General features: G+C 70.4%; 20 protein-coding genes. 12 read left to right on the forward strand and 8 right to left on the reverse strand.

What is annotated here, in order from left to right; all coding sequences use genetic code 11:
* Window positions 1–39: 39 nt before the first annotated feature.
* Both ppgK and ACZ68L_RS07225 read right to left on the reverse strand, forming a co-directional pair.
* Window positions 40–780, reverse strand: coding sequence for a polyphosphate--glucose phosphotransferase (gene ppgK, locus ACZ68L_RS07220; RefSeq protein WP_469574846.1), 741 nt, complete (start codon window positions 778–780; stop codon window positions 40–42).
* Window positions 781–847: 67 nt separating this feature from the next.
* A complete protein-coding gene (locus ACZ68L_RS07225; RefSeq protein WP_469574848.1) occupies window positions 848–1,837 on the reverse strand; it encodes a 4-hydroxy-3-methylbut-2-enyl diphosphate reductase in 990 nt (329 codons plus the stop codon).
* Between the two features lie 75 nt (window positions 1,838–1,912).
* Between ACZ68L_RS07225 and ACZ68L_RS07230 the strand changes: the two genes are divergently transcribed.
* The 4 genes from ACZ68L_RS07230 (at window position 1,913) to ACZ68L_RS07245 (ending at window position 5,811) form a co-directional block, all read left to right on the forward strand.
* A complete protein-coding gene (locus ACZ68L_RS07230) occupies window positions 1,913–3,310 on the forward strand; it encodes an APC family permease (RefSeq protein WP_469574850.1) in 1,398 nt (465 codons plus the stop codon).
* Between the two features lie 79 nt (window positions 3,311–3,389).
* On the forward strand, window positions 3,390–4,604 hold the full coding sequence (gene xseA, locus ACZ68L_RS07235) for an exodeoxyribonuclease VII large subunit (protein ID WP_469574852.1): 1,215 nt from the start codon (window positions 3,390–3,392) through the stop codon (window positions 4,602–4,604).
* Window positions 4,605–4,742: 138 nt separating this feature from the next.
* Entirely contained in the window at window positions 4,743–5,000 is a 258-nt protein-coding gene (locus tag ACZ68L_RS07240) for an exodeoxyribonuclease VII small subunit (protein ID WP_469574854.1), read from the forward strand.
* Window positions 5,001–5,220: 220 nt separating this feature from the next.
* Entirely contained in the window at window positions 5,221–5,811 is a 591-nt protein-coding gene (locus ACZ68L_RS07245) for a malonic semialdehyde reductase (protein WP_469574855.1), read from the forward strand.
* A 102-nt stretch (window positions 5,812–5,913) separates the two neighbouring features.
* Here the strand turns inward: ACZ68L_RS07245 and ACZ68L_RS07250 are convergent, their stop codons facing one another.
* On the reverse strand, window positions 5,914–6,432 hold the full coding sequence (locus ACZ68L_RS07250) for a DUF4245 domain-containing protein (RefSeq protein WP_469574856.1): 519 nt from the start codon (window positions 6,430–6,432) through the stop codon (window positions 5,914–5,916).
* 141 nt (window positions 6,433–6,573) lie between these two features.
* Here ACZ68L_RS07250 and glpX point away from each other — a divergent pair, with 141 nt between their 5' ends.
* On the forward strand, window positions 6,574–7,605 hold the full coding sequence (gene glpX / locus ACZ68L_RS07255; RefSeq protein ID WP_351785198.1) for a class II fructose-bisphosphatase: 1,032 nt from the start codon (window positions 6,574–6,576) through the stop codon (window positions 7,603–7,605).
* A 195-nt stretch (window positions 7,606–7,800) separates the two neighbouring features.
* Here the strand turns inward: glpX and ACZ68L_RS07260 are convergent, their stop codons facing one another.
* A complete protein-coding gene (locus ACZ68L_RS07260) occupies window positions 7,801–8,184 on the reverse strand; it encodes a WhiB family transcriptional regulator (RefSeq protein WP_469574858.1) in 384 nt (127 codons plus the stop codon).
* 266 nt (window positions 8,185–8,450) lie between these two features.
* Window positions 8,451–9,116 carry a DUF1707 SHOCT-like domain-containing protein gene (locus ACZ68L_RS07265; protein ID WP_469574859.1) on the reverse strand — a complete coding sequence of 222 codons (666 nt, stop codon included), beginning with the start codon at window positions 9,114–9,116 and terminating at the stop codon, window positions 8,451–8,453.
* Window positions 9,117–9,301: 185 nt separating this feature from the next.
* Between ACZ68L_RS07265 and ACZ68L_RS07270 the strand changes: the two genes are divergently transcribed.
* Window positions 9,302–10,969: a fumarate hydratase gene (locus tag ACZ68L_RS07270; protein WP_469574860.1), complete on the forward strand. Its 1,668-nt coding sequence runs from the start codon at window positions 9,302–9,304 to the stop codon at window positions 10,967–10,969.
* Between the two features lie 108 nt (window positions 10,970–11,077).
* Here the strand turns inward: ACZ68L_RS07270 and ACZ68L_RS07275 are convergent, their stop codons facing one another.
* On the reverse strand, window positions 11,078–12,064 hold the full coding sequence (locus ACZ68L_RS07275; protein ID WP_469575285.1) for a LuxR C-terminal-related transcriptional regulator: 987 nt from the start codon (window positions 12,062–12,064) through the stop codon (window positions 11,078–11,080).
* Between the two features lie 70 nt (window positions 12,065–12,134).
* Between ACZ68L_RS07275 and ACZ68L_RS07280 the strand changes: the two genes are divergently transcribed.
* Both ACZ68L_RS07280 and ACZ68L_RS07285 read left to right on the forward strand, forming a co-directional pair.
* Window positions 12,135–13,502, forward strand: coding sequence for an MFS transporter (locus ACZ68L_RS07280; RefSeq protein ID WP_469574861.1), 1,368 nt, complete (start codon window positions 12,135–12,137; stop codon window positions 13,500–13,502).
* Window positions 13,503–14,144: 642 nt separating this feature from the next.
* A complete protein-coding gene (locus tag ACZ68L_RS07285) occupies window positions 14,145–15,446 on the forward strand; it encodes a M18 family aminopeptidase (protein ID WP_469574862.1) in 1,302 nt (433 codons plus the stop codon).
* Window positions 15,447–15,603: 157 nt separating this feature from the next.
* On the opposite strand, the gene ACZ68L_RS07290 is transcribed toward ACZ68L_RS07285, so the two are convergent.
* Window positions 15,604–17,133 (reverse strand): ricin-type beta-trefoil lectin domain protein, encoded by a 1,530-nt coding sequence (locus ACZ68L_RS07290; protein ID WP_469574864.1) that lies wholly within the window; start codon window positions 17,131–17,133, stop codon window positions 15,604–15,606.
* A gap of 105 nt (window positions 17,134–17,238) precedes the next feature.
* Between ACZ68L_RS07290 and ACZ68L_RS07295 the strand changes: the two genes are divergently transcribed.
* The 4 genes from ACZ68L_RS07295 to ACZ68L_RS07310 all read left to right on the forward strand — a co-directional run bounded on the left by ACZ68L_RS07295 (window position 17,239) and on the right by ACZ68L_RS07310 (window position 23,301).
* On the forward strand, window positions 17,239–18,663 hold the full coding sequence (locus ACZ68L_RS07295; protein WP_469574865.1) for a class II fumarate hydratase: 1,425 nt from the start codon (window positions 17,239–17,241) through the stop codon (window positions 18,661–18,663).
* Window positions 18,664–18,707: 44 nt separating this feature from the next.
* Window positions 18,708–19,412 (forward strand): cytidylyl-2-hydroxypropylphosphonate hydrolase, encoded by a 705-nt coding sequence (gene fomD / locus ACZ68L_RS07300; RefSeq protein WP_469574867.1) that lies wholly within the window; start codon window positions 18,708–18,710, stop codon window positions 19,410–19,412.
* 371 nt (window positions 19,413–19,783) lie between these two features.
* Entirely contained in the window at window positions 19,784–21,697 is a 1,914-nt protein-coding gene (locus tag ACZ68L_RS07305; RefSeq protein ID WP_469574868.1) for a SpoIIE family protein phosphatase, read from the forward strand.
* 134 nt (window positions 21,698–21,831) lie between these two features.
* Window positions 21,832–23,301: a catalase gene (locus tag ACZ68L_RS07310; protein WP_469574870.1), complete on the forward strand. Its 1,470-nt coding sequence runs from the start codon at window positions 21,832–21,834 to the stop codon at window positions 23,299–23,301.
* 74 nt (window positions 23,302–23,375) lie between these two features.
* On the opposite strand, the gene ACZ68L_RS07315 is transcribed toward ACZ68L_RS07310, so the two are convergent.
* Window positions 23,376–25,610, reverse strand: coding sequence for a transglycosylase domain-containing protein (locus ACZ68L_RS07315; protein WP_469574872.1), 2,235 nt, complete (start codon window positions 25,608–25,610; stop codon window positions 23,376–23,378).
* Between the last annotated feature and the right edge of the window lie 86 nt (window positions 25,611–25,696).

Here is a 25,696-nt window from a genome sequence, read left to right on the forward strand (position 1 = left end):
GCAGGGCGGAGCGGCCGTGTGCGCCGCCACCGCCACCGCCTACTCCGTGCCCGCCGCCGACATCGCCGCGCCCACGATGCCCGCGTCGTTCTGCAGTTCCGCAGGCACCATCTCGGCCCGTACGTGCTCGATCAGGGGCAGGAACTTGTCGGCCTTGCGGCTGACTCCGCCACCGATGATGAAGAGCTCGGGCGAGAACAGCATCTCCACGTGGGCGAGGTACTTCTGCACCCGGTGCGCCCAGTGGTGCCAGCTCAGCTCCTCGTCCTCCTTGGCCTTGGTGGAGGCGTGCTTCTCCGCGTCCTGGCCGTTCAGCTCCAGGTGGCCCAGCTCGGTGTTGGGGACGAGCTTGCCGTCGATGAAGAGGGCGCTGCCGATCCCCGTACCCAGCGTCAGTACGATCACGGTCCCCATGCGCCCGCGCCCCGCGCCGAAGGCCATCTCGGCGACGCCGGCCGCGTCCGCGTCGTTCAGGACGGTGACGGGCAGGCCGAGTCTGTCGCCGAGCAGTCCGCGGGCGTCCGTGTCGATCCAGGCCCTGTCGACATTGGCCGCCGTACGGGTGCAGCCGCTGGTGACGACGCCCGGGAAGGTGATGCCCACCGGGCCGGACCAGTCGAAGTGGCCGACCACCTCCGCGACGCAATCGGCCACGTCCTTGGGCGTGGCCGGGTGCGGTGTCAGTACTTTGTGGCGCTCCTGCGCCAGGTCTCCGCGGTCCAGGTCCACGGGAGCGCCCTTGATCCCGGATCCGCCGATGTCCACGCCGAAGATCTGCATGCAATCCACGGTACGGGCAGGTGACCCGGCTCACTTCCCGGAACGGGAAGCCGTCGGTGCGCAGCCGTCACTTCTCCGCGAGTGCGGCGGCCTCGGCGCGCAGGTCACGGCGGAGTTCCTTGGGCAGCGAGAACGTGATGGACTCCTCGGCCGCCTTGACGATCTCCACGTCCTCGAATCCGCGCTCCGAGAGCCACGCCAGGACGCCGTCGACCAGCACCTCGGGAACGGACGCGCCCGAGGTGACACCGACCGTGGAGACACCCTCCAGCCAGGCCTCGTCGAGCTCCTCGGCGAAGTCGACCAGATGGGCGTCGTTCGCGCCCGCGCCGAGGGCGACCTCGACCAGGCGGACGGAGTTGGAGGAGTTCTTCGAGCCGACGACGATCACGAGGTCGGCGTCCGCGCCCATCTGCTTCACGGCGATCTGGCGGTTCTGCGTGGCGTAGCAGATGTCGTCGCTGGGCGGCGAGACCAGGAGCGGGAACTTCTCCTTGAGCGCGCCGACCGTCTCCATCGTCTCGTCGACGGAGAGCGTGGTCTGGGAGAGCCAGACGACCTTCGACGGGTCGCGCACCTCGACACCCGCGACGTCCTCGGGGCCGTCGACCAGCGTGATGTGCTCGGGGGCCTCGCCGGAGGTTCCGATGACCTCCTCGTGGCCCTCGTGACCGATCAGAAGGATGTCGAAGTCCTCCTGCGCGAAGCGGACGGCCTCCTTGTGGACCTTGGTGACCAGGGGGCAGGTCGCGTCGATCGTGGCGAGCTTCCGCTCGGCCGCCTCCGCGTGCACGGTCGGCGCGACGCCGTGCGCGGAGAACATCACGATCGAGCCCTCGGGGACCTCCGCCGTCTCCTCGACGAAGATCGCGCCCTTCTTCTCCAGGGTCTGTACGACGTACTTGTTGTGGACGATCTCGTGGCGCACGTAGACCGGGGAGCCGTACTGCTCCAGGGCCTTCTCCACGGCGATCACGGCACGGTCCACGCCCGCGCAGTAGCCACGGGGAGCGGCGAGCAGGACGCGGCGGGGTGTCGTAGCAGTCATGCGTCCCATCGTAAGGCCGCGCCGGACGCGCGGAAGATCGGCGGGGTCGCGAGACTGATGCGTACGCGACTCAACGGAGGGCTCATGTCGGGGACGGGCAGCGGCAGCGGCAACGGCGGGGTCACGGATGCGGAGGGGGCGGGCGGGGCGCACCAGGAGAAGGGCCGGCTGCGGCGGACGCTCGGCTTCCGCGATCTGGTGGTCTACGGGCTCCTCTTCATCGCGCCGATGGCACCCGTCGGTGTCTTCGGCACACTCGACGCGAAATCGGGCGGCGCGGTCGCACTGGTCTATGTCGCGGCGACCGTCGTGATGGCGTTCACGGCCTTCAGTTACGCGCAGATGGTGCGCGTGGCCCCGCTGGCGGGCTCGGTCTTCGCGTACGCGCGCAAGGGGCTCGGGGAGGGGCCGGGGTTCGTCGCCGGGTGGATGGCGATGCTCGACTACCTCCTGATCCCCGCCGTCGCCTACCTCTTCTCCGGGATCGCGCTGAACGCGCTCGTGCCCTCGGTGTCGCGGTGGGTGTGGACGGCGCTCGCGGTCGTCGTCACCACACTGCTCAATCTCTGGGGTGTACGGGCCGCCGCCCGGGTCGGTTTCGCGGTGCTCGCGATGGAGATCATGGTGCTGCTGGTGTTCCTGGTGTCGGCGGTGGCGGTGCTCGTGCGGGACGGGGCGCAGCGCGGCTGGCTCACCCCGTTCACCGGTGATTCCGGCTTCTCCGCGTCGGCGGTGCTGGGGGCGGTGTCGGTGGCCGTGCTGTCGTATCTGGGCTTCGACGCGATCGCCTCGTTCGCGGAGGAGGTGACGGGGGGCTCGTCGGAGGTCGCGCGGGCGGTGTTGTTCTGCCTGGTGCTCGCGGGCGTCCTGTTCGTGGCGCAGGGATATCTGGCGGCGCTGCTGGAGCCGATGACGTCGGCGGAGCTGGCCTCCGATCCGGCCGCGCAGGGCACGGCGTTCTACGACACGGTGGACTCCTCGGTCGGCACCTGGCTGCACGACCTGGTGGCGGTCAGCAAGGCGATCGGGGCGGCGTTCGCCGCGCTGGCCGGGCAGGCGGCCGCGGGGCGGCTGCTGTTCGCGATGGCCAGGGAGCGGCGGCTGCCCTCGCCGCTGTCGAAGGTCGATGCGCGGTCCGGGGTACCTCGGGTCGCGATCCTGCTGGCCGCGACGGTGACCCTGGTGGCGGCGGTGTGGGCGGCCCGGCGCGCCGACGGTCTCGACCGTCTGGTGTCGGTGGTCGACATCGGGGCGCTGACGGCGTTCGTGCTGCTGCACGCGTCGGTGGTCGGCTGGTTCGCCGTACGCCGGATGGAGGGGCCGCCGAGCTGGTGGCGGCACGTGCTGGTGCCGGTGGTGGGTGCGGGGGTGCTGATCGCGGTGATCGTGGAGGCGACCGCGAGCGCCCAGGTGGTGGGGGCGTGCTGGCTGGCGGTGGGGCTGGTGGTACTGGCGTTGCAGCGGGGGCGCCGCACGGCCTGAGGGGGCGGTGTTGCGCCGGCAGCACGTGGCCGTCGGCGTGGGCGGCCGATTGTCGGTGGGGGCGGTTACGCTCGCTCGCATGGCTCTCCAAACGTCCGCGGAAGCTCCGCTGCCCGTCGGTGATGTGTCGCGGCTCATCGGGGGGTGGATCGACCGGCTCGGGGCGGTCTGGGTCGAGGGGCAGATCACCCAGCTGTCGCGGCGGCCCGGGGCCGGCGTGGTGTTTCTGACGCTGCGCGACCCGTCGCAGGACATCTCGGTGAGCGTGACGTGCTTCCGCCAGGTCTTCGACCAGGTGGCGGACGTGGTGACGGAGGGGGCGCGGGTCGTCGTCCTCGCCAAGCCCGAGTGGTACGCGCCCCGCGGCCAGCTGTCCCTGCGGGCCACGGAGATACGGCCGGTCGGCATCGGCGAGCTGCTGGTCCGCCTTGAGCGGCTGAAGAAGTCGCTGGCCTCGGAGGGGCTCTTCGCGCGCGACCGGAAGAAGCCCCTCCCGTTCCTGCCGCAGCTGATCGGACTGGTCTGCGGACGGGCCTCGGCAGCCGAGCGCGATGTCCTGGAGAACGCGCGGCGGCGGTGGCCCGCGGTGCGTTTCGAGGTGCGCAACACAGCGGTGCAGGGGGTGCACGCGGTCAATCAGGTGGTGCAGGCCGTGAAGGAGCTGGACGACCTGCCGGACGTCGACGTGATCGTCGTGGCGCGGGGTGGCGGCAGCGTGGAGGACCTGTTGCCGTTCTCGGACGAGCAGCTGATCCGGACGGTCGCCGCGTGCCGTACGCCGGTGGTGTCGGCGATCGGTCATGAGCCCGACTCCCCACTGCTCGACCTGGTCGCGGATCTGCGCGCCTCCACGCCGACGGACGCGGCGAAGAAGGTCGTGCCCGATGTCGGCGAGGAGCTGGACCGGGTGCAGCAGCTGCGGGACCGTGCGCTGCGGACCGTACGCGGACTGCTGGACCGGGAGGAGCGGGGGCTGGCGCATGCGCTGGGCCGCCCGTCGATGGAGCGTCCTCAGCGGATGGTGGACGAGCGGGCGTCGGAGATCGATGCCCTGATCGGGCGGGGCAGACGGGTGCTGGGGCATCTGCTGGACCGGGCGGACTCGGAGCTCGCCCACACGCGGGCGCGGGTGGTCGCGCTGTCGCCCGCCGCGACGCTGGAGCGGGGATACGCGGTGCTGCAGCGGCCCGACGGCCATGTGGTGCGGGCCCCCGCGGACGCGGGGGCGGCGGGCGATGTGCTCCGCGCGCGGGTCTCGGGTGGCGAGTTCGCGGTGCGGGTGGCCGGTGAGTGAGCGCGGACGCGGTACGGACGCGCCGGCCGGCGGCTGCTGCTCGGCGCGCGGGCGCCGGGCGGGTTCGGGAGCCGGGCCCGAAAGCGATGACGGACGAGGTCGAAGGCTCCTGGCGGGCCGGAACGTAGGGTGGGGCTCATGACGGACGACGGGACTACGGCGGCTGCCGCGGGCACGCTCGGATACGAGCAGGCCCGTGACGAGCTGATCGAGGTGGTGCGCCGCTTGGAGGCGGGCGGTACGACGCTGGAGGAGTCCCTCGCGCTGTGGGAGCGGGGCGAGGAGCTGGCGAAGGTGTGCCGGCACTGGCTGGAGGGGGCGCGCGCCCGGCTGGACGCGGCCCTGGCGGGTGCGGCCGACCCTCAGGAGACCGCGACGGCAGCCGACAACGGCTGAGACCGCCCGGCCGGGTACCGAGGGCCACGGCGGCCGATTCTCCGGCGGGTGCCGCACCCAGAGAGCCGTCGACGGCACAGAAGGGCCGGCGGCGGCGCAAGAGGCCCGTGCTGTGTAACGGGTCACTCCCGGTCGATTTTAGTTGAAAGTTAACCTACTTCTCCCTTACGGTGACCGTCGTTGCTTGAACCACGTATACGTCCGGAAGGTAATACGCACGATGTCACTCGCTCTTGACTCCGCCGCCCAGGACCTCCTCTTCCGTGAGGCCCGCACCGCCAACACCTTCACCGACGAGCCGGTGACCGAGGAGCAGATCCAGGCGATCTACGACCTGGTCAAGTACGGCCCCACCGCGTTCAACCAGTCGCCGCTGCGCGCCATCCTGGTCCGCTCCGACGACGCCCGCGCGCGCCTCGTGAAGCACATGGCCGAGGGCAACCAGCCGAAGACCTCCACCGCCCCGCTGGTCGCCATCCTGGCCACCGACAACGAGTTCCACGAGGAGCTCCCGGCCCTGCTCCCGCACTTCCCGCAGGCCAAGGACGCGTTCTTCTCCGAGCGCCCGGTCCGCGAGTCGGCCGCCTCCCTCAACGGCGCGCTGCAGGCCGCCTACTTCATCATCGGCGTCCGCGCCGCCGGTCTGGCCGCGGGCCCGATGACCGGCTTCGACGCCGCGGGCATCGAGAAGGAGTTCCTGGACGGCGACCACAGCCTGCTGATGGTCGTCAACATCGGCAAGCCGGGCGAGGACGCCTGGTTCCCGCGTCTGCCGCGCCTCGCCTACGACGAGGTCGTCAAGACCGTCTGATCATCGCCGCGCGTACGGAGAAGGCCCTGGAGCACCTGATACGGCTCCAGGGCCTTCCCCGTACGCCGTGCACGGCCTTCAGGACATCGGGGCGTCAAGCCGTCAGGACGACTTGAGCGCGGCAGCCATCTCCGCCAGCCGCTCGGGCGACGCGGAACCCGTGACCACCGTGGTCGCGCCCTTGTCGTGGCGCACGAGGGCGTCGTACTTCTCGCCCTTCCAGTGCTGCCAGGCCTCGCCCGCGACCTGCTGCGTACGCCCGGTGTCCTTGGCGTCCTGGCTGACCTCGGTCACGTACTTCTTCGCCGGGGAGGTGGACTGCTCCACCGCGACGTACTTGCCCTCCGGGTCGAGGAAACCCAGGTGCCAGCTGTTGCCGGCCTTGCGGTCGTAGCTGACCGAGGTCGGCTTCCACTCCTTGGCCAGGCCGTCCGGCGCGGCCACCGGATACGGCGCCGCGCGCCGCGCCGTCAGCAGCTCCACCCGGTAGTCGACCGGCTTGACCGGGTTGGCGTTCTCGTCATGCGGAACGAAGATGTAAACAACCCCTGCCGCGGCGGAGATGACCGCCATCGACAGGAACATGTCCCGCACCGTCTGCTTGCCTCGCTTGCTAGCCACGGGTCCATGGTCGCATTGGGCCCACGGGGCCCGAGCCGGGGGCAGCCGCTCATAAGTGACCCGGTCTGCTCATTTTGTCGACCTGACGATAGAGTCACAGCACCCTCTTCCGGTCGTCGTCGTACAGAAAGGTGCGCTCCGATGTCCGAGCATCATCTGCCGTCTCAGCTGGAGGTCTCCCCCGAGGCCCCCGACCGCAACCTGGCCCTGGAGTTGGTCCGGGTCACCGAGGCCGCCGCCATGGCAGCAGGACGCTGGGTGGGCCGCGGCGACAAGATCGGCGCCGACGGTGCCGCCGTGAAGGCCATGCGGACCCTCGTCTCGACCGTCTCGATGAACGGCGTCGTCGTCATCGGCGAGGGCGAGAAGGACGAAGCCCCCATGCTGTTCAACGGCGAGCGCGTCGGTGACGGCACCGGCCCCGAGGTCGACATCGCCGTGGACCCGATCGACGGCACGACCCTGAACGCCAAGGGCATGCCCAACGCGATCGCCGTCCTGGCCGCCGCCGACCGCGGCGCCATGTTCGACCCGTCCGCGGTCTTCTACATGGACAAGCTGGTCACCGGACCCGAGGCCGCCGACTTCGTCGACATCAACGCGCCCGTCTCGGTGAACATCCGCCGTGTCGCGAAGGCGAAGAACTCCGCTCCCGAGGACGTCACCGTCGTCGTCCTGGACCGGCCCCGCCACGACGGCATCGTCAAGGAGATCCGGGAGACCGGCGCCCGGATCAAGTTCATCTCCGACGGCGATGTCGCGGGCTCGATCATGGCCGCCCGCGAGGGCACCGGCGTCGACCTGCTCATGGGTATCGGCGGCACCCCCGAAGGCATCATCTCGGCCTGCGCCATAAAGTGCCTCGGCGGTGTCATCCAGGGCAAGCTCTGGCCGAAGGACGAGGCCGAGCGGCAGCGCGCGCTGGACGCCGGGCACGACCTGGACCGGGTGCTGTCCACCGACGACCTGGTCAGCGGCGACAACGTGTTCTTCGTCGCGACCGGCATCACGGACGGCGAGCTGATGCGCGGCGTGCGGTACCGCGCGGAGACGGCGACCACCGAGTCGATCGTCATGCGGTCCAAGTCCGGCACCATCCGGAAGATCGACTCGACGCACCGGCTGTCGAAGCTGCGCGCCTACAGCGCCATCGACTTCGACCGCGCGAAGTAGACCCGGCCCCAGGAGGCTGGTCCGCCCCCTGAAGGCGGATCCGGCCCCGGAAGGCCGGTCCGGCCCGGGAGACAGATCCGCGAGGCGGATCCGTCCCCAAGAACGCGAAGAGGCGCCCCCGTGTGCGGTGGGGGCGCCTCTTCGCGTGTACGGACACGGGCGGACGCGCGCCCGCACGGACCGGCACCCGGCCGGTCAGCCCGCCGCGGCGACGCGGCCCGTGACGCCGGAGGACACGGAGGATGCCTTGAGCTCCATCTCGCGCCGTCTGCGACGGGCGAGCACCACACGGCGTTCGGCGGCGGTGAGACCGCCCCACACCCCGTACGGCTCCGGCTGTATAAGGGCGTGTTCCTGGCATTCGACCATCACCGGACAGCGCGCGCAGACCCGCTTCGCGGACTCCTCGCGCGCGAGTCTGGCAGCAGTCGGCTCCTTCGACGGGGCGAAGAACAGCCCGGCTTCGTCCCGGCGGCACACCGCCTCCGAGTGCCAGGGACCGGTCTGGTCCTCCCGAGCGGGGGTGCGCTGGGGAGGGACGGCGGCGACCTGCAGGGGCTGATGCGGCAGTTGCAGCACGGTCTACTCCTGACGACGGCTTCGCGAGCGAGAGACGATGCAGCACTCCCTACCCGCTGTGCGTGTGCCTATGCACTGAGTGGCACCCGGTTCCAGGGTGCCGAATTGTGCCCGGTCAGGAATTTGGCTTGTTTTCGAAGTCCTTCGAAGGGCTTCGAAGGACTTCGCAGGACTTCGAGGGACTTCGACGGAGCCCGGCGGGGTTCGAAGAAGTCCGGAATGGTTCGGAGCGATTCGGAGGCATGTGGAGAAGCGCGGGCCGGTCCTCAGCCGAGGTATTTGCGCAGCCGGTCCTGGAGATCCGCGATGAACTTCCCGCGCCTGGGCTTCGCTTCGACGCTGCCGAACACCGAATATCCGTTGACGACGACCACGGGCGCCTCGGGATCCGCGGATTCCAGTGTGGCCACTTCGAAATTGCCGAAGACACCCGTGCCGCTGCCGCGCAGCGAGATGTTCTCCGGGACCTTGATCTCGACACTTCCGAAGATGGCGGTCGCATTGATCACCGTGAGCCTCTGACCGAAAAGCGCCTCGGTCAGATCGATCTCCACGCTGCCGAAGAGCGCGAAGGCGTTGGTGCGGCCACCGACCCGCCAACGGCCCTTGCGGGTGGAGCTACTGAAGATCGCCACCAGGTTCTCGGCGGGACCCGCCGGGCTCTCCTCGCCGTGGGCGCCGGGCATGGCGGCCGAGCGGGAGGCGTCTTCGGGGGCGGGCAGATCCCGTACCAGCGGTTCGAGTTCGCCGACCGTCTTGGCGCGGTAGACCGCGTCGACCCGCTCGCCGTGCTCCTCGGCGGTGAGCCGGCCCTCGGCCAGGGCCTCGCGCAGGATGTCCGCGATCCGGTCGCGGTCCGCGTCGGAGGCACGGATACCGGCCGGCTCCGCCGGGGCTACGGAGGGCTGCTGAGGGTGCTTTTCGAGGTCCACCGACCCAGCGTACCCAAACGCGATAGATCGCGACTAGCCCCCGCCCCGCCCCCGCCGTGTCGCCCGTGTCCGGATGCCGAACTGAGCCCTACCTCACAGCTTCGGCCTCCGCTCGGCGTTCTACCCTGGTGGATGCGCTGCCCAAGGGAGGTCAGCCGCCGTCTGCCGAGTGAGGAATGGCCGTAATGCCAGAGTTTGCGTACTCCGATCTGCTCCCTCTGGGAGAGGACACCACGCCGTATCGTCTGGTGACCTCCGAAGGTGTCTCCACCTTCGAGGCCGACGGTCGTACGTTCCTCAAGGTCGCCCCGGAGGCGCTGCGCACCCTGGCCGCCGAGGCCATGCACGACATCTCGCACTACCTGCGCCCCGCCCACCTGGCGCAGCTGCGGCGGATCGTGGACGACCCCGAGGCGTCGTCCAACGACAAGTTCGTCGCGCTCGACCTGCTGAAGAACGCCAACATCGCCGCCGCGGGCGTCCTGCCGATGTGCCAGGACACCGGCACCGCGATCGTCATGGGCAAGCGCGGGCAGAACGTACTCACCGAGGGCGGTGACGAGGAGGCCCTGTCGCACGGCATCTTCGACGCGTACACCGAGCTCAACCTGCGCTATTCGCAGATGGCTCCGCTCACCATGTGGGAGGAGAAGAACACCGGCTCGAATCTGCCGGCCCAGGTCGAGCTGTACGCCACCGACGGCGGCGCGTACAAATTCCTCTTCATGGCGAAGGGCGGCGGCTCGGCCAACAAGTCGTTCCTCTTCCAGGAGACGAAGGCCGTGCTGAACGAGGCCTCCATGATGAAGTTCCTGGAGGAGAAGATCCGTTCGCTGGGTACGGCCGCCTGCCCGCCGTACCACCTGGCGATCGTCGTCGGCGGTACGTCGGCCGAGTTCGCGCTGAAGACCGCGAAGTACGCCTCCGCGCACTACCTGGACGAGCTGCCCGCCGAGGGCTCCCCCACCGGTCATGGCTTCCGGGACAAGGAGCTGGAGGAGAAGGTCTTCGAGCTGACGCAGAAGATCGGCATCGGCGCCCAGTTCGGCGGCAAGTACTTCTGCCACGACGTGCGGGTCGTCCGCCTCCCGCGCCACGGCGCCTCGCTCCCCGTCGCGATCGCCGTGTCCTGCTCGGCGGACCGCCAGGCCACCGCGAAGATCACCGCCGAGGGTGTCTTCCTGGAGCAGCTGGAGAAGGACCCGGCCCGCTTCCTGCCCGACACCACCGACGAGCACCTCGACGAGGCGGGTGACGTCGTCGAGATCGACCTGAACCGGCCGATGGACGACATCCTCGCCGAGCTGACCAAGTACCCGGTCAAGACCAGGCTCTCGCTGACCGGCCCGCTGGTCGTGGCCCGCGACATCGCGCACGCCAAGATCAAGGAGCGGCTGGACGCGGGCGAGGAGATGCCGCAGTACCTGAAGGACCACCCGGTCTACTACGCGGGCCCGGCGAAGACGCCCGAGGGCTACGCCTCCGGCTCCTTCGGTCCGACGACGGCGGGGCGGATGGACAGCTACGTCGCGCAGTTCCAGGCGGCGGGCGGCTCCAAGGTGATGCTCGCCAAGGGCAACCGGTCCAAGCAGGTCACCGATGCGTGCGACGCCCACGGCGGTTTCTACCTGGGCTCGATCGGCGGCCCGGCGGCGCGCCTCGCGCAGGACTGCATCAAGAAGGTCGAGGTCGTCGAGTACGAGGAGCTCGGCATGGAAGCGGTGTGGAAGATCGAGGTCGAGGACTTCCCCGCGTTCATCGTCGTCGACGACAAGGGCAACGACTTCTTCACCGAGCCCGCCCCGGCGCCGACGTTCACCAGCATTCCGGTGCGCGGTCCGGGTCTCGCCTGATGCGTTGAGACGTACGGGACGCGGGCGACGTGCGCGAGGCGCACGGAGTCGGCGTCCCGCGGGGGCGCCGGGCCGGATGGATCACGGCGGGGCCCCCGTGGGCGCTTCTCACTGCTCCAGCAGGCCCGACGTCGCGATCAGATAGCCGAGTTGGGCGCGGCTGTTGCTGCCGAGCTGCTCGGAGACCCTGCGCACGTGCTCCGCGACGGAGCGGCGGCTCATGCCGATCCGGCGGGCGATCGATTCGTCCGTCTCGCCGCCCACGACCGCCTGCAGGATGGTCCGTTGCAGGTCGGAGGTGACGACGGGGGTGCGCAGCGGTACGCGTTCCGGGCGCACCGGGACCGAGCGGGCCCAGGCTTCGTCGAAGTGACGGGCCAGGAAGCGGACCAGGGCCGGGTGCTGGATGCGCAGAGCGCTGTACGGCTCGTCGGAGTAGGGGACGAACGCGAGGTCCCGGTCGAAGACGATGATCCGGTCGACGACCTCGGCGAGCGTTCTGACCTGGGCGCCCTCGGTGGTCACCCGCTCGATGTAGGCGAGCGTCGTACGGTCCGAGCGGACGGTGTGCTGATAGATCGTCCGCTGCCGGATGCCCCGCCGCAGATCGCGCAGGTCCCGGCGCAGCGCTTCCTCAAGCGTCTGCGCGGGACGGCCGCCGCCGGGGTGGGCGGTGCGGACCTCCTCGCGGCAGCCGGCGACGCCCGCGTCGAGCGCCTTGCCGATGACGGCCGCGCCGCAGAGCCGGGTGAGGGCGGGCTGTTCGAGCCGGTGCACATCGGCGTAGAGGCCCTCGAAGACGGCCAGCGCGGCGCGGGCCGAACGGAGCGTGCGACGCTGCTGGGCGATCGTCTCCTCGATGGGCCCGAGCGCGTCGAACGAGGCGGTCTCGGGTGGTACGGGAATCAGGTACCCGGGTGAGTCGCGGTCCTCCACCATCAGATGAAGGCGGCTCAGACAGCGGGGCACGTCGCCCGCCGGAAGGCTTCCCTCCGTGAGCGCGCGCCGATAGGCCGTGAGGGCCGTGTCGCAGACGCGATCCGATGACGATTCGCGGCAATCACACGCCCGTGGGCCGGAATGATCGTCCTTCACAACCATGCAGATTACATTCGTGCAATCCGGAGGCCATGGGCGAGCACGGCCTCTCGGTGACCATGGGCCGGTGACGCACGACACCGAGCACGGGAACGACCGGCCGGACCGCGTGCCGGACATCGATCCGGCCGGAGCGGCACGCGGCGAGCGCCGATATCGATTCCTCGTCGCCGGTTACTCGCTCTCCTCGTACGGCACCTTCCTGAATGTGGTGGCGCTCAATCTGTTCGTCTACGAGACGACGGGCAGGGCGCTCGCGATGGGCCTGTTCATGGCCGTGCGTCTGGGGTCCGGATTCGTCGCCGGACTCGCGGCCGGTGTTCTCCTCGCCCGATTCACGGCCAAGAACGTCATGCTGTGGACGAATGTGGCGCAGGCGGCGGTGATGCTGTCGCTGGTCCTCGCACCGGAGGGGATGCGCACGGCCGCGCTGACGGCCGTTTCCGTGGTGGCCGGCGTCTGCGGAACGCTTTTCATGGTGTCACTGCGCAGCTCCATTCCCGAGATGGTCGGCGACGACCGCCGGTCCTGGGCGAACTCCCTTGCCATCACGGGGCGTTCGCTGGCCATGGTGGCGGGGTTCGCTTCGGCGGGAGTGGTGGTCTCGCTGGTCGGCTACACCGCGGCGTTCGTGGTGGACATGGCCACCTTCGCGGTCTGTGCCGTGACGGTGGCTCTGCTGCCGATCGCGGGCGGCGGCGGAGGGAAGGACGCCGGGCCGGACTCGGAGGGGGTTTCCGGCGGGCATACGCGGGAGGGGAAGAGGGGGGCCGGGGCGGGGCGGCGACGATCGCCGGGGGCCTTCCTGCGGTCCGCCGCCGCGCCCGGCCTCGGTCTGATGGTGGTGCTGCGCGGTGTGGACGCCTTCGGTTCGTCCTCCCACAACGCCGCGCTGCCGGTCTACTCCGCCGGGCTCGACGCCTCGCACCCCGCCGTGTTCGTCAGCGCGTTCTGGTGTCTGTGGGCGCTGGGGAACGTCGTCGCCCAGCAACTGATCCAGCGGTACGCCGCACGCACCGGGCGGTCGGTGGGGGCACCGGGTTTCGGGTACGGCACATGTCTGATGTCCGGCGCGTTCATCCTGGCGTTCGCCGGGTTCCCGTACGCGGCGACCGCGGTGATCGCACTCGTCGCGGGGGCGGCCGACGGACTCACGGAGGTCTCGTACACCTCGCATCTGCAGACGCTCCCCGCGGATCTGCGCGGTCATGCGTTCGGGCTCTCCGCGACCGTCGAGAACCTCGGGTTCGGCGTCGGCATGATCCTCGTCGCGGCGGCGCTCGACAGCCACAGCCCGCTGACCGTCGTCGCCTGGTCGCACGGGGCGGCCGTCGTGGTCGCCGTCGGGTTCCTGATCAGGGTGACGGGGCCGCGGAGCATGGATCGTGTCCCCGCTCCCCGCTCCGGTGCCGAGCGCGACGGGCCGGTGCGGTGAGGCTTCGCGTACGACTGTATTCAGCCAATCTTGAGACGATCGCGGGGAGACCGGCCGCGCGGCCCCACGCAGGCGTGCGGACCGGGGACGCGCGGCCGTCACCGGGACCCCGGTCTCCGCGTGCGGTACGGGGTGCGGGCTCCCGCGAGGTCCGCGAGCGGGTGTCTGCGGGCGCGGACGGTGTCCGGGAGCCGGATGCCGCGTGTCCGGGCCCTCCGGAACGTCTCCCCGGACGCATGTCCGGCACGGGTCGGGCACCCCCGTCTCCGCTCGCGCACGCCGTCGACCGCCTCGCGCCCGCTTGCCGGGCGGGCCGGACCTGCACCGCCGCTTTCACGCAGCGGGCCGCGCAGCGGGCTTGCGCCGTGCCGGGCCGCTGCGATGGGTTGTCGGACGTTCCTGACGCGCTCCGCCGACCCGGGGAATCAGGAACGTCCTGGGGCACCGGAAGTCGGTCCCCGGAACCCGGGAGCCAGCCGTCGGTGAACCCGGGACCCACTCCTGGAGGTCCGGGAGCCGTCCACCACGCCCCACACCCCCACCCCCACGCCCCCGAACACCTGCCGCGCCGAGCGGCCCGGCGCGGTTCGTCCCCCCTCACTTCTCACCCTCCCCGTCGAACACCGGAAAGGCGGACACCGTATGTCGCCGCTCCCCCGTCGCAGCCACGCCGACGACCTGCTGTCCTTCATCAGGGACAGCCCATCCCCGTACCACGCGGTGGCGAGCGCCACCCAGCGTCTTGAGAAGGCCGGCTTCCGTGAGCTCCGCGGCACGGAGGACTGGACGGGCGCGGCCGGCGGCGGCTTCGTCGCCCGCGGCGGCGCCCTGATGGCCTGGTACGTCCCCGAGGACGCACCCGCCCACACCCCCTTCCGGATCATCGGCGCCCACACCGACTCACCGAACCTGCGGGTCAAGCCCGTCCCCGACACCGGGTCGGCGGGCTGGCGGCAGATCGCCGTGGAGGTCTACGGCGGCGTGCCGCTGAACACCTGGCTCGACCGGGATCTGGGCATCTCCGGGCGGCTGACGCTGCGCGGCCCCGACGGCGGCATCGGGTCCCGGCTCGTCCGGATCGACGAACCGCTGGCACGGGTGCCCCAGTTGGCCATCCATCTGGACCGTACGGTCAACGACGGGCTCGCGCTCGACCGGCAGCGCCATCTCACCCCGCTCTGGGCGCTCGGGGCCCCCGAGGAGGGTGCGCTGCTGCGCCGGGTCGCGGCGGCGGCGGAGGTGGACCGGGGCGACGTCCTCGGCTGGGACCTGATGCTCCATGACATCCAACCGCCCGGATACCTGGGCGCGGACCGGGAGTTCATGGTGTCCGCCCGGCTGGACAACCTGGTGTCGGTGCACGCGGGCGTCACGGCCCTGGTGGGTGCGGCGACCGGGGCCGAGGAGCCCTCGTACATCCCCGTCCTGGCGGCCTTCGACCACGAGGAGGTCGGCAGCGGTTCGGAGACGGGGGCGCAGGGTCCCTTGCTGGAACGGGTCCTCAGCCGTTCGGTCACCGCGCGCGGCGGCAGCACCGAGGACTGGTCCCGCGCCCTGTTCGGCGCCTTCTGCGTCTCCGCCGACATGACGCACGCGGTGCACCCCAACTACGCCGAGCGGCACGATCCGGGCCACCGACCGCTGCCCAACGGCGGGCCCACGGTCAAGGTCAACGTCAATCAGCGGTACGCCACCGACGGCACCGGCATGGCGGTGTTCACGGCGGCGTGCGAGCGGGCGGGCGTGCCGTGGCAGTCGTTCGTCTCCAACAACGCGATGCCGTGCGGCACGTCGATCGGCCCGCTGACCGCGGCCCGGCTCGGCGTCGCCACGGTCGACGTGGGGGTGCCCGGCCTGTCCATGCACTCGGCGCGCGAGCTGTGCGGGGCGGACGACCCCGGCCATCTGGCCGCAGTCCTGGGCGCTTTCGTGACATCCGGCTGACGGGTCGGCCGGTCCGGGAAGGGTGGGGCGGGGGCCCGAAGCGCTCCCCGCCCCACCCCGCACCGCGGTACGGGACCAGCCTCTCGTTCGGATCGGACCGGGCTCGCGTGCCCCGGTGCCGCGCCTCGCCGATCCGGCCTGATCCGAGCGAAAGACCTTACGCGAACCGCTGCTGCGCGCTGCCGTCGCAGCTCTGCAGCTTCAGCGGGTCCTTGGCCGCCGCGAGCGTCAGGCACAGCCCGGTCGAGGCCGCCGGGCGCAGGGTCCCCGACTGCTTGACGAACTGCTGGTTGGCCGCGCCCGAGCAGTCCCACAGGATGAGCGTGGCGCCCGCCCTGTAGTCGGCGCCCGGCACGTCGAGGCACCGGTCGTGGCTCAGCTCGGTACGGATGTTCTTCGTGCCGGAGTCGTACCACCAGCCCTGGTTGCGGCCGCCGTGGCAGTCCCAGCCGGCGATCCGGGTGTTGTTGCGGGTCACCGAGGCGGGAACGTCCACGCAGGTGCCCGTGGCCTCGTTCTTCAGGGGCTTGAAGACGTCGTCCCACGCCGCGGCCTGGAGAACCGGCTGACCGGTGCTCGCCGGGTCGGCGCAGCTCGCCTCGCGCAGGGACGAGTTGTAGATCTGGGTCAGGCAGGAGGCGAAGGCGGCGTGGCCGCGCGCGTTCGGGTGGAAGGACTGCCGGACGGAGTTGGAGTCCGGCGGGAAGTGCGACAGGTCGATGTAGAGGCCGCGGGCCCAGGTGTTGTCGCTGCAGACCTCATGGCCGTGGAAGAGCCGGGAGTTGTCGAGGTAGACGGCCCCGGTGTCGGCTGCGGCCTTGCGCATTCCGCGCTCGAAGGCGGGGACCGCGACGTCACGGCCCCAGGCGGCGTCGGAGTCGTATCCGGCGCAGCCACCGGGAAGCTTGCCGGGGAAGTTCGGGTTGTCGTAGAAGTCCGGGCCGATCGGGCTCGGGTAGCCCATGACCACGAGCTTGTAGTCGCTGTTGGCGTATCCGGCGTCCGACATGACGGTCTTCAGGTCGCGCACCGTCTTCTCGACCTTGGGGACGAGTCCGTCGACGCGCGCCTGCCAGCCGCCCTCGTACTTCGGCCGGCAGGTGCCCTGGGAGAGCACCCAGCGCTGGACGCAGTCCGTCATGACCGGGCCGAACTGGAGGTCGTCATTGGCACCGGCGACCAGCACGATCATCTTGATTCGGGTGTTGCGGGCCTTGATGGCGAGGTTGTCGCTCTGCACGAGCTCGTCGGCGTACTGCTTCGATCCGCCGGTCACGATGTTGCCGGTGTACGCGCCGGAGCAGGAGACGTTGTACGTGACGTCGGCCGGGATGCCGGTGCGGTGGATGGCGGAGTCGGGCGAGCGGTGGCACCAGTTGTCGGGGCCGTTGGTGCCCGCCTCGTACGTGCCGACGCCCTCGCCGGAGATCTCGCTGTCGCCGAGCGAGATCAGCCCGGTCCTGCGGTCGGCGAGCGGACGCTCGGCCGGGTCGCCGTACAGCCGGGTGGCCTCGGCGGCGCGGATGGCCTCCAGTTCGGGCGACAGGGGGGTGGATGCGGTAGTGGTGGTGCCGGACCGGTCCGCCGCGCCCGCCGGTCCCGCGGCTGCGGCCGTACCGCCCAATGCCGCGGCCATGGCCGCGGCGGCCGCGACCGTACAGCGAAGTCTGTGCCTGGTGCGCCTCATTGCGCCTCCCCGGGTTGTGGTTACCCCCGGTATTTACTGGTCGGTAGGCGACTTGGGAATAGACAGAACAAGACAAGTGCTCAACTTTTTCAGGAGGTTGCATCCATGGACGAGTCACAGGCCCCCGCGCCGACCCCCGCGCAGGGCACCGATTTCCGCGTCGAGCACGATTCGATGGGCGAGGTGAGGGTGCCCGCGGACGCCAGGTGGCGGGCCCAGACACAGCGCGCGGTGGAGAACTTCCCGATCTCCGGACAGCGCCTGGAGCGGGCCCACATCGAGGCCCTGGCCCGGATCAAGGCGGCCGCCGCCAAGGTGAACGCCGAGCTGAAGGTGCTCGACCCGGACATCGCCCTGGCCATCCAGGCAGCCGCCGAGGAGGTCGCCGAGGGCCGCTGGGACGCCCACTTCCCGATCGATGTCTTCCAGACCGGGTCCGGCACCTCGTCCAACATGAACACCAACGAGGTCGTGGCCACTCTCGCCACCGAGCGTCTGGGCCGCGAGGTCCACCCCAACGACCACGTCAACGCCTCGCAGTCGTCCAACGACGTCTTCCCCTCGTCCATCCACATCGCCGCGACCGCGGCCGTCACCGGCGAGCTGATCCCGGCGCTGGACCACCTCGCGACCGCACTGGAGCGCAAGTCCGCCGAGTTCGCGACGGTCGTGAAGTCGGGGCGTACGCATCTGATGGACGCCACGCCCGTCACCCTGGGCCAGGAGTTCGGGGGCTACGCGGCGCAGATCCGGTACGGGATCGAGCGACTTCGCGCCTGTCTCCCCCGCCTCGCCGAGCTGCCGCTGGGCGGCACGGCCGTCGGCACCGGCATCAACACCCCGCCCGGCTTCTCCGCCGCCGTCATCGCCGAGGTCGCCCGCGCCACCGGGCTGCCGCTCACCGAGGCCAGGGACCATTTCGAGGCGCAGGGCGCCCGGGACGGGCTCGTGGAGACGTCCGGCCAGCTCCGTACGCTCGCCGTCTCGCTCACCAAGATCTCCAACGATCTGCGCTGGATGGCGTCCGGACCGCGCACGGGTCTGGCCGAGATCAGCCTTCCCGACCTCCAGCCCGGCTCGTCGATCATGCCGGGGAAGGTGAATCCGGTCATTCCCGAGGCCGTCCTGATGGTCGCGGCCCAGGTGATGGGGAACGACGCGACGGTCGCCGTCGCGGGTGCGGCGGGCAATTTCGAGCTGAACGTGATGCTTCCGGTCATCGCGAAGAACCTGCTGGAGTCGGTGCGACTGCTGGCCAATGTCTCCCGGCTGCTCGCGGACCGCACGGTCGACGGGATCACCGCGAACGTCGAACGCGCCAGGGAGTACGCGGAGTCCTCGCCGTCCGTCGTCACCCCGCTGAACAAGTACATCGGTTACGAGGAGGCGGCGAAGGTCGCCAAGAGGTCGCTGGCCGAGCGCAGGACGATCCGCGAGGTGGTGCTGGAATCGGGATATGTCGAGCGCGGCGACCTCACGGTGGATCAGCTCGACGAGGCGCTGGACGTGTTGCGCATGACCCGCCCGTGACACGCGTCGCGGCAACGGGTCCGCGGCATCCCTAAGATCTGTCCATGGCAGGTACGGACAGCGGACACATCGAGCACTGGGCGCCGGGCGATCACATCCTGTGGCGCTACCGCGGCAACGTCCCGCGACCGCGGGACGCCGCGCCGGAGCACGCTCCGGACCCGGTGCACATCTGCCGTCCCGTCACCGTCGTCCAGGACACCGACGAGTTGCTCGCCGTGTGGGTGGCGCCCGGCACCGAGTGCGTGAAGCCGGTGCTGGCGAACGGCACCGAGGTGCACGACGAGCCGCTCGCCACCCGCTACACCGCCCCGCGCACCACCACCCGCGCGCCCTGGCTCGGCAACGGCGTTCTCAAGCTCGCCCGTCCCGGTGAACCCTGGTCGGTCTGGCTCTTCTGGGAAACCGGCTGGCAGTTCCGCAGCTGGTACGTGAACCTGGAGGAACCGCGCACCCGCTGGGCGGGCGGCATCGATTCCGAGGATCACTTTCTCGACATCTCCGTCTACCCGGACCGCAGCTGGGTCTGGCGCGACGAGGACGAGTTCGCCCAGGCGCAGCGGGTCGGTCTGATGGCCCCGCGGACCGCGCGGCAGGTACGGGAGGCGGGCCGCGCGGCCGTCGAGGTGATCCAGGACTGGGGCGCGCCGTTCCGGGACGGCTGGGAGGACTGGCGGCCCGATCCGCGCTGGCGGGTTCCCGCGCTCCCGGATGACTGGGACCGTACCCCCTCGCACATGGGGTCATGAGACCCTTGTCGCACCCCGGGGGGGCAAACGTAGGATCGTTCTCCGGAGCGCGCATCCGCGCCAACCGACGGACAGCGCACCGGACCTGACCGCAAGTCATCGCACGCGCACCACGCACTGCATGAGCTGTAAGAGCCACATCGGTCGTATGAATCACATGAGCCACTACGAGGGGGTGGAGACGTGCTCGCTGTCGCCCGCCCCGTCGCCGGAAACGTTGTCACCGAGCCGCCCCGCGGGCATCAGGTTTCGGCCCCTCGTTCGGGGGCATCCGGTGACAGCCGTTGTTATCGCCGCTCTTGCCGGGGCACAGTAGCGCCCCACGAGGTGATTGCCTCATACAACCGGCCCGGACGGACGGAACCCCACGCGTGACGGAGCATCCCACCTCCCACGAAGGCCGGCAGCCTCTCGCCGCCCGGTCGCAGGAACGCGCCCGGCCGCGGCAGCAGGACGCCGCGCCGGCCGCTTCCCCTGCCACCGCAGCGATCCCCGGCCCGGCCACGGCGCCGGGCGCGGGAGCGAGTCAGGCGGCCCCCGCGGGACTCGACCCACAGGCCGCGGCCCGTCGCGAGGGCGACCGGCTGCGTTTCGTGGGGGCCGCCACCCGGCGGATCGCCCGCGGCATAGACCTGGACGAGATCGTGCTGGGGCTGTGCCGGGCCAGCGTGCCGACGTTCTCCGACGCCATACTGGTCTACCTCCGCGACCCGCTGCCGGTCGGTGACGAGCGGCCGGTCGCCCCGTTCGTGCTGCGGCTGCGTCGGTCGGACCGGCTGCGCCTCAACGAGGACGAGACCGAGACCCCGTCGGAGATCGAGCGGCTACGGCTGCCCGCCCTCGACCCGCACGGCGACATGCCCCCGGCGGCCGAACTGTGCGAGGTCCGCTCGGGCGGCGCGCTCGCCGAGGTGCTGCGCGGTGTGCGGCCGGTCTTCGGGGACTCCGCGGCGGCCCGTGCCGCGCTGCCCGAACTGCTCGGCGCGGGACGGGCCGTACCCACGGGACACCGCGCGATCCTCGCCCCGCTGCGCGGCCGGCGGCGGGTGATCGGTGCCGCCGTCTTCCTGCGCGGCACCGAGCGACCGTCCTTCGAGGCCAATGACCTGCTGGTCGCGGCGCAGCTGGCGACGCACACGGCGCTCGGCATCGACAAGGCCGTGCTGTACGGGCGCGAGGCGTACATCGCCGACGAACTGCAGCGCACCATGCTGCCCGACTCGCTGCCGCAGCCGACCGGTGTCCGGCTCGCCTCCCGCTATCTCCCGGCCGCCGAGACGGCCCGGGTCGGCGGCGACTGGTACGACGCGATCCCGCTGCCCGGCAGCAGGGTGGCCCTGGTCGTCGGCGACGTCATGGGCCACTCCATGACGTCCGCGGCGATCATGGGTCAGCTGCGCACCACCGCGCAGACCCTCGCGGGGCTCGACCTGCCGCCGCAGGAGGTGCTGCACCACCTCGACGAGCAGGCGCAGCGGCTCGGCAGCGACCGCATGGCGACCTGCATGTACGCGGTGTACGACCCCGTCGCGCACCGCATCACCATCGCCAATGCCGGGCATCCGCCGCCCGTCCTGCTCCATCTGGGCGGCCGGGCGGAGGTACTGCGGGTGCCGCCGGGAGCCCCGATCGGCGTGGGCGGTGTGGACTTCGAGGCCGTCGAGCTGGACGCGCCGGCGGGCGCCACGCTGCTGCTGTACACCGACGGTCTGGTGGAGTCCCGGCTCCGGGACGTCTGGACCGGGATCGAGATGCTGCGCGAACGGCTCGCCGCCGCCGCCCGGCTGACCGGCCCGGACCACTCGCCGCCGCTGGAGGCCCTGTGCGACGACGTCCTGGACATGCTCGGCCCCGGTGACCGGGACGACGACATCGCGCTGCTCGCCGCGCGGTTCGACGGAATCGCGCCGAGTGATGTCGCGTACTGGCACCTGGAACCGGAGGAGACCGCGCCGGGCCGGGCCCGCAGGCTGGCCCGGCGGGCCCTGAGCCGGTGGGGGCTCGACGAGCTGTCCGACTCGGTGGAGCTGCTGGTCAGCGAGGTGGTGACCAACGCCGTGCGTTACGCGGAGCGACCGGTGACGCTGCGGCTGCTCCGTACCGACCTGTTGCGCTGCGAGGTCGGCGACGACGCCCCGCAGCTGCCCCGGCAGCGCCGGGCCCGGGACATGGACGAGGGCGGCCGGGGTCTGTTCCTCGTCAACCGGCTGGCCAGACGGTGGGGCGCGACGCGTCTGTCGACCGGCAAGGTGGTCTGGTTCGAGATGCCGACCCGGGGCCAGTAGGAGGGTCCGGGCCGGGCACGCGCGAGAGTCCTGCACGGACGGTAGCCAAATGTTGCCGACCTCCTGTCGGCGGAGTTGACTTCAGTCGTGAACGAGGCGACCTGACCGAAACCCCCACCGACGGGAGGACGCTCGTGCCCGAGGAAACGAAGACCAAGAACACCCCCTACACCACGAACAACGCCGGAATCCCGGTGGAGAGCGATGAACACTCGCTCACTGTCGGATCCGACGGACCGATCCTGCTCCAGGACCACTACCTCATCGAGAAGATGGCCCAGTTCAACCGTGAACGGGTCCCCGAACGAGTGGTCCATGCCAAGGGCTCCGGTGCCTACGGCGTTTTCAAGGTGACCAACGACGTCAGCCAGTTCACCAAGGCCGACCTCTTCCAGCCGGGCAAGCAGACCGCCATGCTCGCCCGCTTCTCCACGGTCGCCGGCGAACAGGGCTCCCCCGACACCTGGCGCGACCCCCGCGGGTTCGCCCTGAAGTTCTACACTGAGCACGGCAACTACGACATGGTCGGCAACAACACGCCGATCTTCTTCGTGCGCGACCCGATGAAATTCCAGGACTTCATCCGTTCGCAGAAGCGCCGCCCGGACAGCGCGGTGCGCGACCACGACATGCAGTGGGACTTCTGGACGCTGTCCCCCGAGTCCGCCCACATGGTGACGTGGCTGATGGGCGACCGGGGCATCCCGAAGACGTACCGCAACATGAACGGCTACAGCTCGCACACCTATATGTGGGTGAACGCGGGCGGCGAGCGGTTCTGGGTCAAGTACCGCTTCAAGACCGACCAGGGCATCGACTTCTACCCGCAGGCCGAAGCCGACGAGATGGCCGGTGTCGACGGCGATGTCCACCGCCGCGACCTGTTCGAGTCGATCAAGCGCGGTGACCATCCGAGCTGGACGCTGTACGTCCAGATCATGCCGTTCGACGATGCGCCGGACTACCGGTTCAACCCGTTCGACCTCACAAAGGTGTGGCCGCACGGCGACTACCCGGAGATCGAAGTCGGCCGGATGACGCTCAACGAGAACCCCGAGGACTTCTTCGTCCACATCGAGCAGGCGTCCTTCGAGCCGTCGAACCTGGTGCCCGGCATCGGTCCGTCGCCCGACAAGATGCTGCTCGGCCGGCTCTTCTCGTACCCGGACACCCACCGGTACCGGATCGGCCCGAACTACGCGCAGCTGCCCCCGAACCGTCCGCGGTTCGGCCGGAACTCGTACGCGAAGGACGGCCCCATGCGGTACGAACCGACGCGTACGGGAGCGGTCTACGCGCCGAACTCGTACGGCGGTCCGGCCGCGGACACCGAGCGCTTCGGCGACCCGGCGGGCTGGGCGACGGCGGGCGAGATGGTGCACGAGGCGTACAAGCTGCACAGCGAGGACGACGACTGGGGCCAGGCGGGCACTCTGGTGCGCAAGGTCCTCGACGACGCGGCCCGCGAACGGCTGGTGTCGAACATTTCCGGCCATCTGCTGGACGGTGTGAGCGCCCCGGTCGTAGAGCGCGCGCTGCAGTACTGGCGCAACGTGGACAAGGACCTCGGCGACCGGATCGCCAAGAAGGTCAACGGCGGCTGACACCGTCGTACGCGGCGGACACGGGTGAGGGGCGGTGCCGGCCGGCACCGCCCCTCACCCGTGTCCTCACGCCCTCACTGTCCGGGCGGATTGTTCGCGACGTTGTTGCTGTTGCCCGGCCGTCCGGGGTCCGCTCCCTCGCCCGGCAGCCCCGGGGACTGGCTCGGCGGCGGCTCCGGGGACTGGCTCGGCGGCGGCTCCGGCGACTGGCTGGTCGACTGGCTGGGCTCGTCGCTCGGGCTCTGCGCCGGCCGGCTCGGCTCCTGCGACGGGGACTGCGTGGGGCTCTCCGGCGCCGAAGGGGTGTTCGAGGGAGTCGTCGGCACGGTGACCTCGCCGCGCTCGACGTCCTGCAGGTCGAACTGGGCCGTGGAGCCGCCGTTCAGCGCGCCGAGGGTGTAGTCCGCCCAGATCTGCGCCGGGAAGCCGCCACCGTTGGCCCGGCCGGAGTTGGCGGTACCGGTGAGGCTGACCTGGGTGCCGCCCTTGGGGGATTCACCGAAGAGCGCGACGACCGTGGTGAGGTTGGGGGTGTAGCCCGCGAACAGGGCGGCCTTGTTGTTCTCCGAGGTGCCCGTCTTGCCGGCCGCCTCGTAGGCCGAGGTGTTGGCCGCCTGGCCGGAGCCGCTCTTCACGACGCCCCGCAGGACGGAGGTCACGGTGTCGGCGGACTTGCGGCTGATCACCTGGTCGCCGATGCCCTTGACCGGCTCGACCGTCCGGTCGCGGTGCGTGGCGGACTTCACGATGAACGGGGTGACCTTCCTGCCGTGGTTGTCGAGCGTGGCGTACGCGCCCGCCATGTCCCAGGTCGAGGCGTTCATCGTGCCGAGCGTGATGGCGGGGCGCTCCGGGAAGTTCTGGTCGGGCAGACCGAGCGACAGCGCGGTCTTCTTCACCGCGGCGGGGCCGACGTCGACGACCATCTGCGCGAAGACCGAGTTGATCGACTTGTTCATCGCGGTCTGCACGGTGACGTCGCCGTAGCTCTGGTTGTCCTCGTTCTCCGGACTGAAGGGCGTGTCGCTGCCCACGACGGGCCGCTTGCTGGTCCCGTCGTAGCGGGTGTTGACGCCGATCAGGTCGCCGTCCTGGGTCTTCGACTCGTTCTCCAGCGCGGAGGCGAACACCAGGGGCTTGAAGGTGGAGGCGGGCTGGTAGTCCCGGCGCGTGGCGTTGGAGACGTAGTGCTTGACGTAGTCCACTCCGCCGTAGAGCGCGACGACGGCGCCGGTCTTCGGATCGACGGAGGTGGCGCCCGCCTGGACGGTCGCGTCGACCTTGTTGTTCTTGCGGTCCAGCTTGGACTCCAGCTGCCGGTCGACCGACTCCTCCAGCTGCTTCTGCCGCTTCTTGTCGATGTTGAGCGTGAAGGTCCAGCCGCCGGCCTGCCGCATCTCCGCGGTGATGCCCTGCTTGTTCAGCTCCTTGTTGGCCGCATCGACGAGGTAACCGGTCTGACCCTCCATGCCGGGGGCGGGCTTGGGCTTGTCCGGGACGGGGAACTTCAGAGTGTCGCGCTTGGCCTTGTCGAGCCAGTGCATCTCGACCATGTTGTCGAGCGTGTAGCCCCAGCGTTCCTTGACGAGCTTCTTGCCGGTATCCGTGGCGGAGGCCCAGTCGTACTGGCTGGGGGCCTGGAGCAGCGCGGCCAGATAGGCGCCCTGGGAGACGTTGAGGTCCTTGGCGTCGACCCCGTAGTAGGCCTGCGCCGCGGCCTGGATCCCGCTGGCGCCGCGTCCGTAGTACGAGGTGTTGATGTACCCGGCGAGGATGTCGCTCTTCTCGTACTTCTGGTCGACCTTGAGGGAGATGACCAGCTCTTTGAGCTTGCGGCTGACCGTCGGGTCCTGGGTCAGGTAGTAGTTCTTCACGTACTGCTGGGTGATGGTCGAGCCACCCTGCTTGCCCTTGCCGGTGAGGGTGTTCAGGATGCCGCGCGCGGTGCCCTTCAGATCGACGCCCTTGTCCTGGTAGAAGGACTTGTTCTCGGCGGCGACGAAGGTGTGCTGCACGTCCTTGGGGACCTCGGCGAGATCCACGTTCTGGCGGTTGACCCCGTCGCCGGTCCGGGCCAGCACGGTGCCGTCGCTGTACTTGTAGACGTTGCTCTGCCGCTCGGCCAGGGCGTTGGCCTTCGGTATGTCCACGTACATGTAGAGCGCCACGAAGGCGCCCATGATCAGCAGGCAGAACCCGAAGAAAGCGCCCAGCATCTTCCGCCAGGTGAAGAGTCTGCGTATGCCGCCGCTCTTCGCAGCCCGCCGCGCTCCGCGCTGCTGGGCTCGTCGCGCATCCGCTCGACCCATCGCTGTGTTGCTCCCGTTTCTCTGCTCGACCAGATCAGCTCAGCCCAGCTAGCTAACACCGTCGACTGGGACAAAAAGCAAGCGAT

This window comes from Streptomyces sp. NPDC104309 (assembly GCF_055584025.1).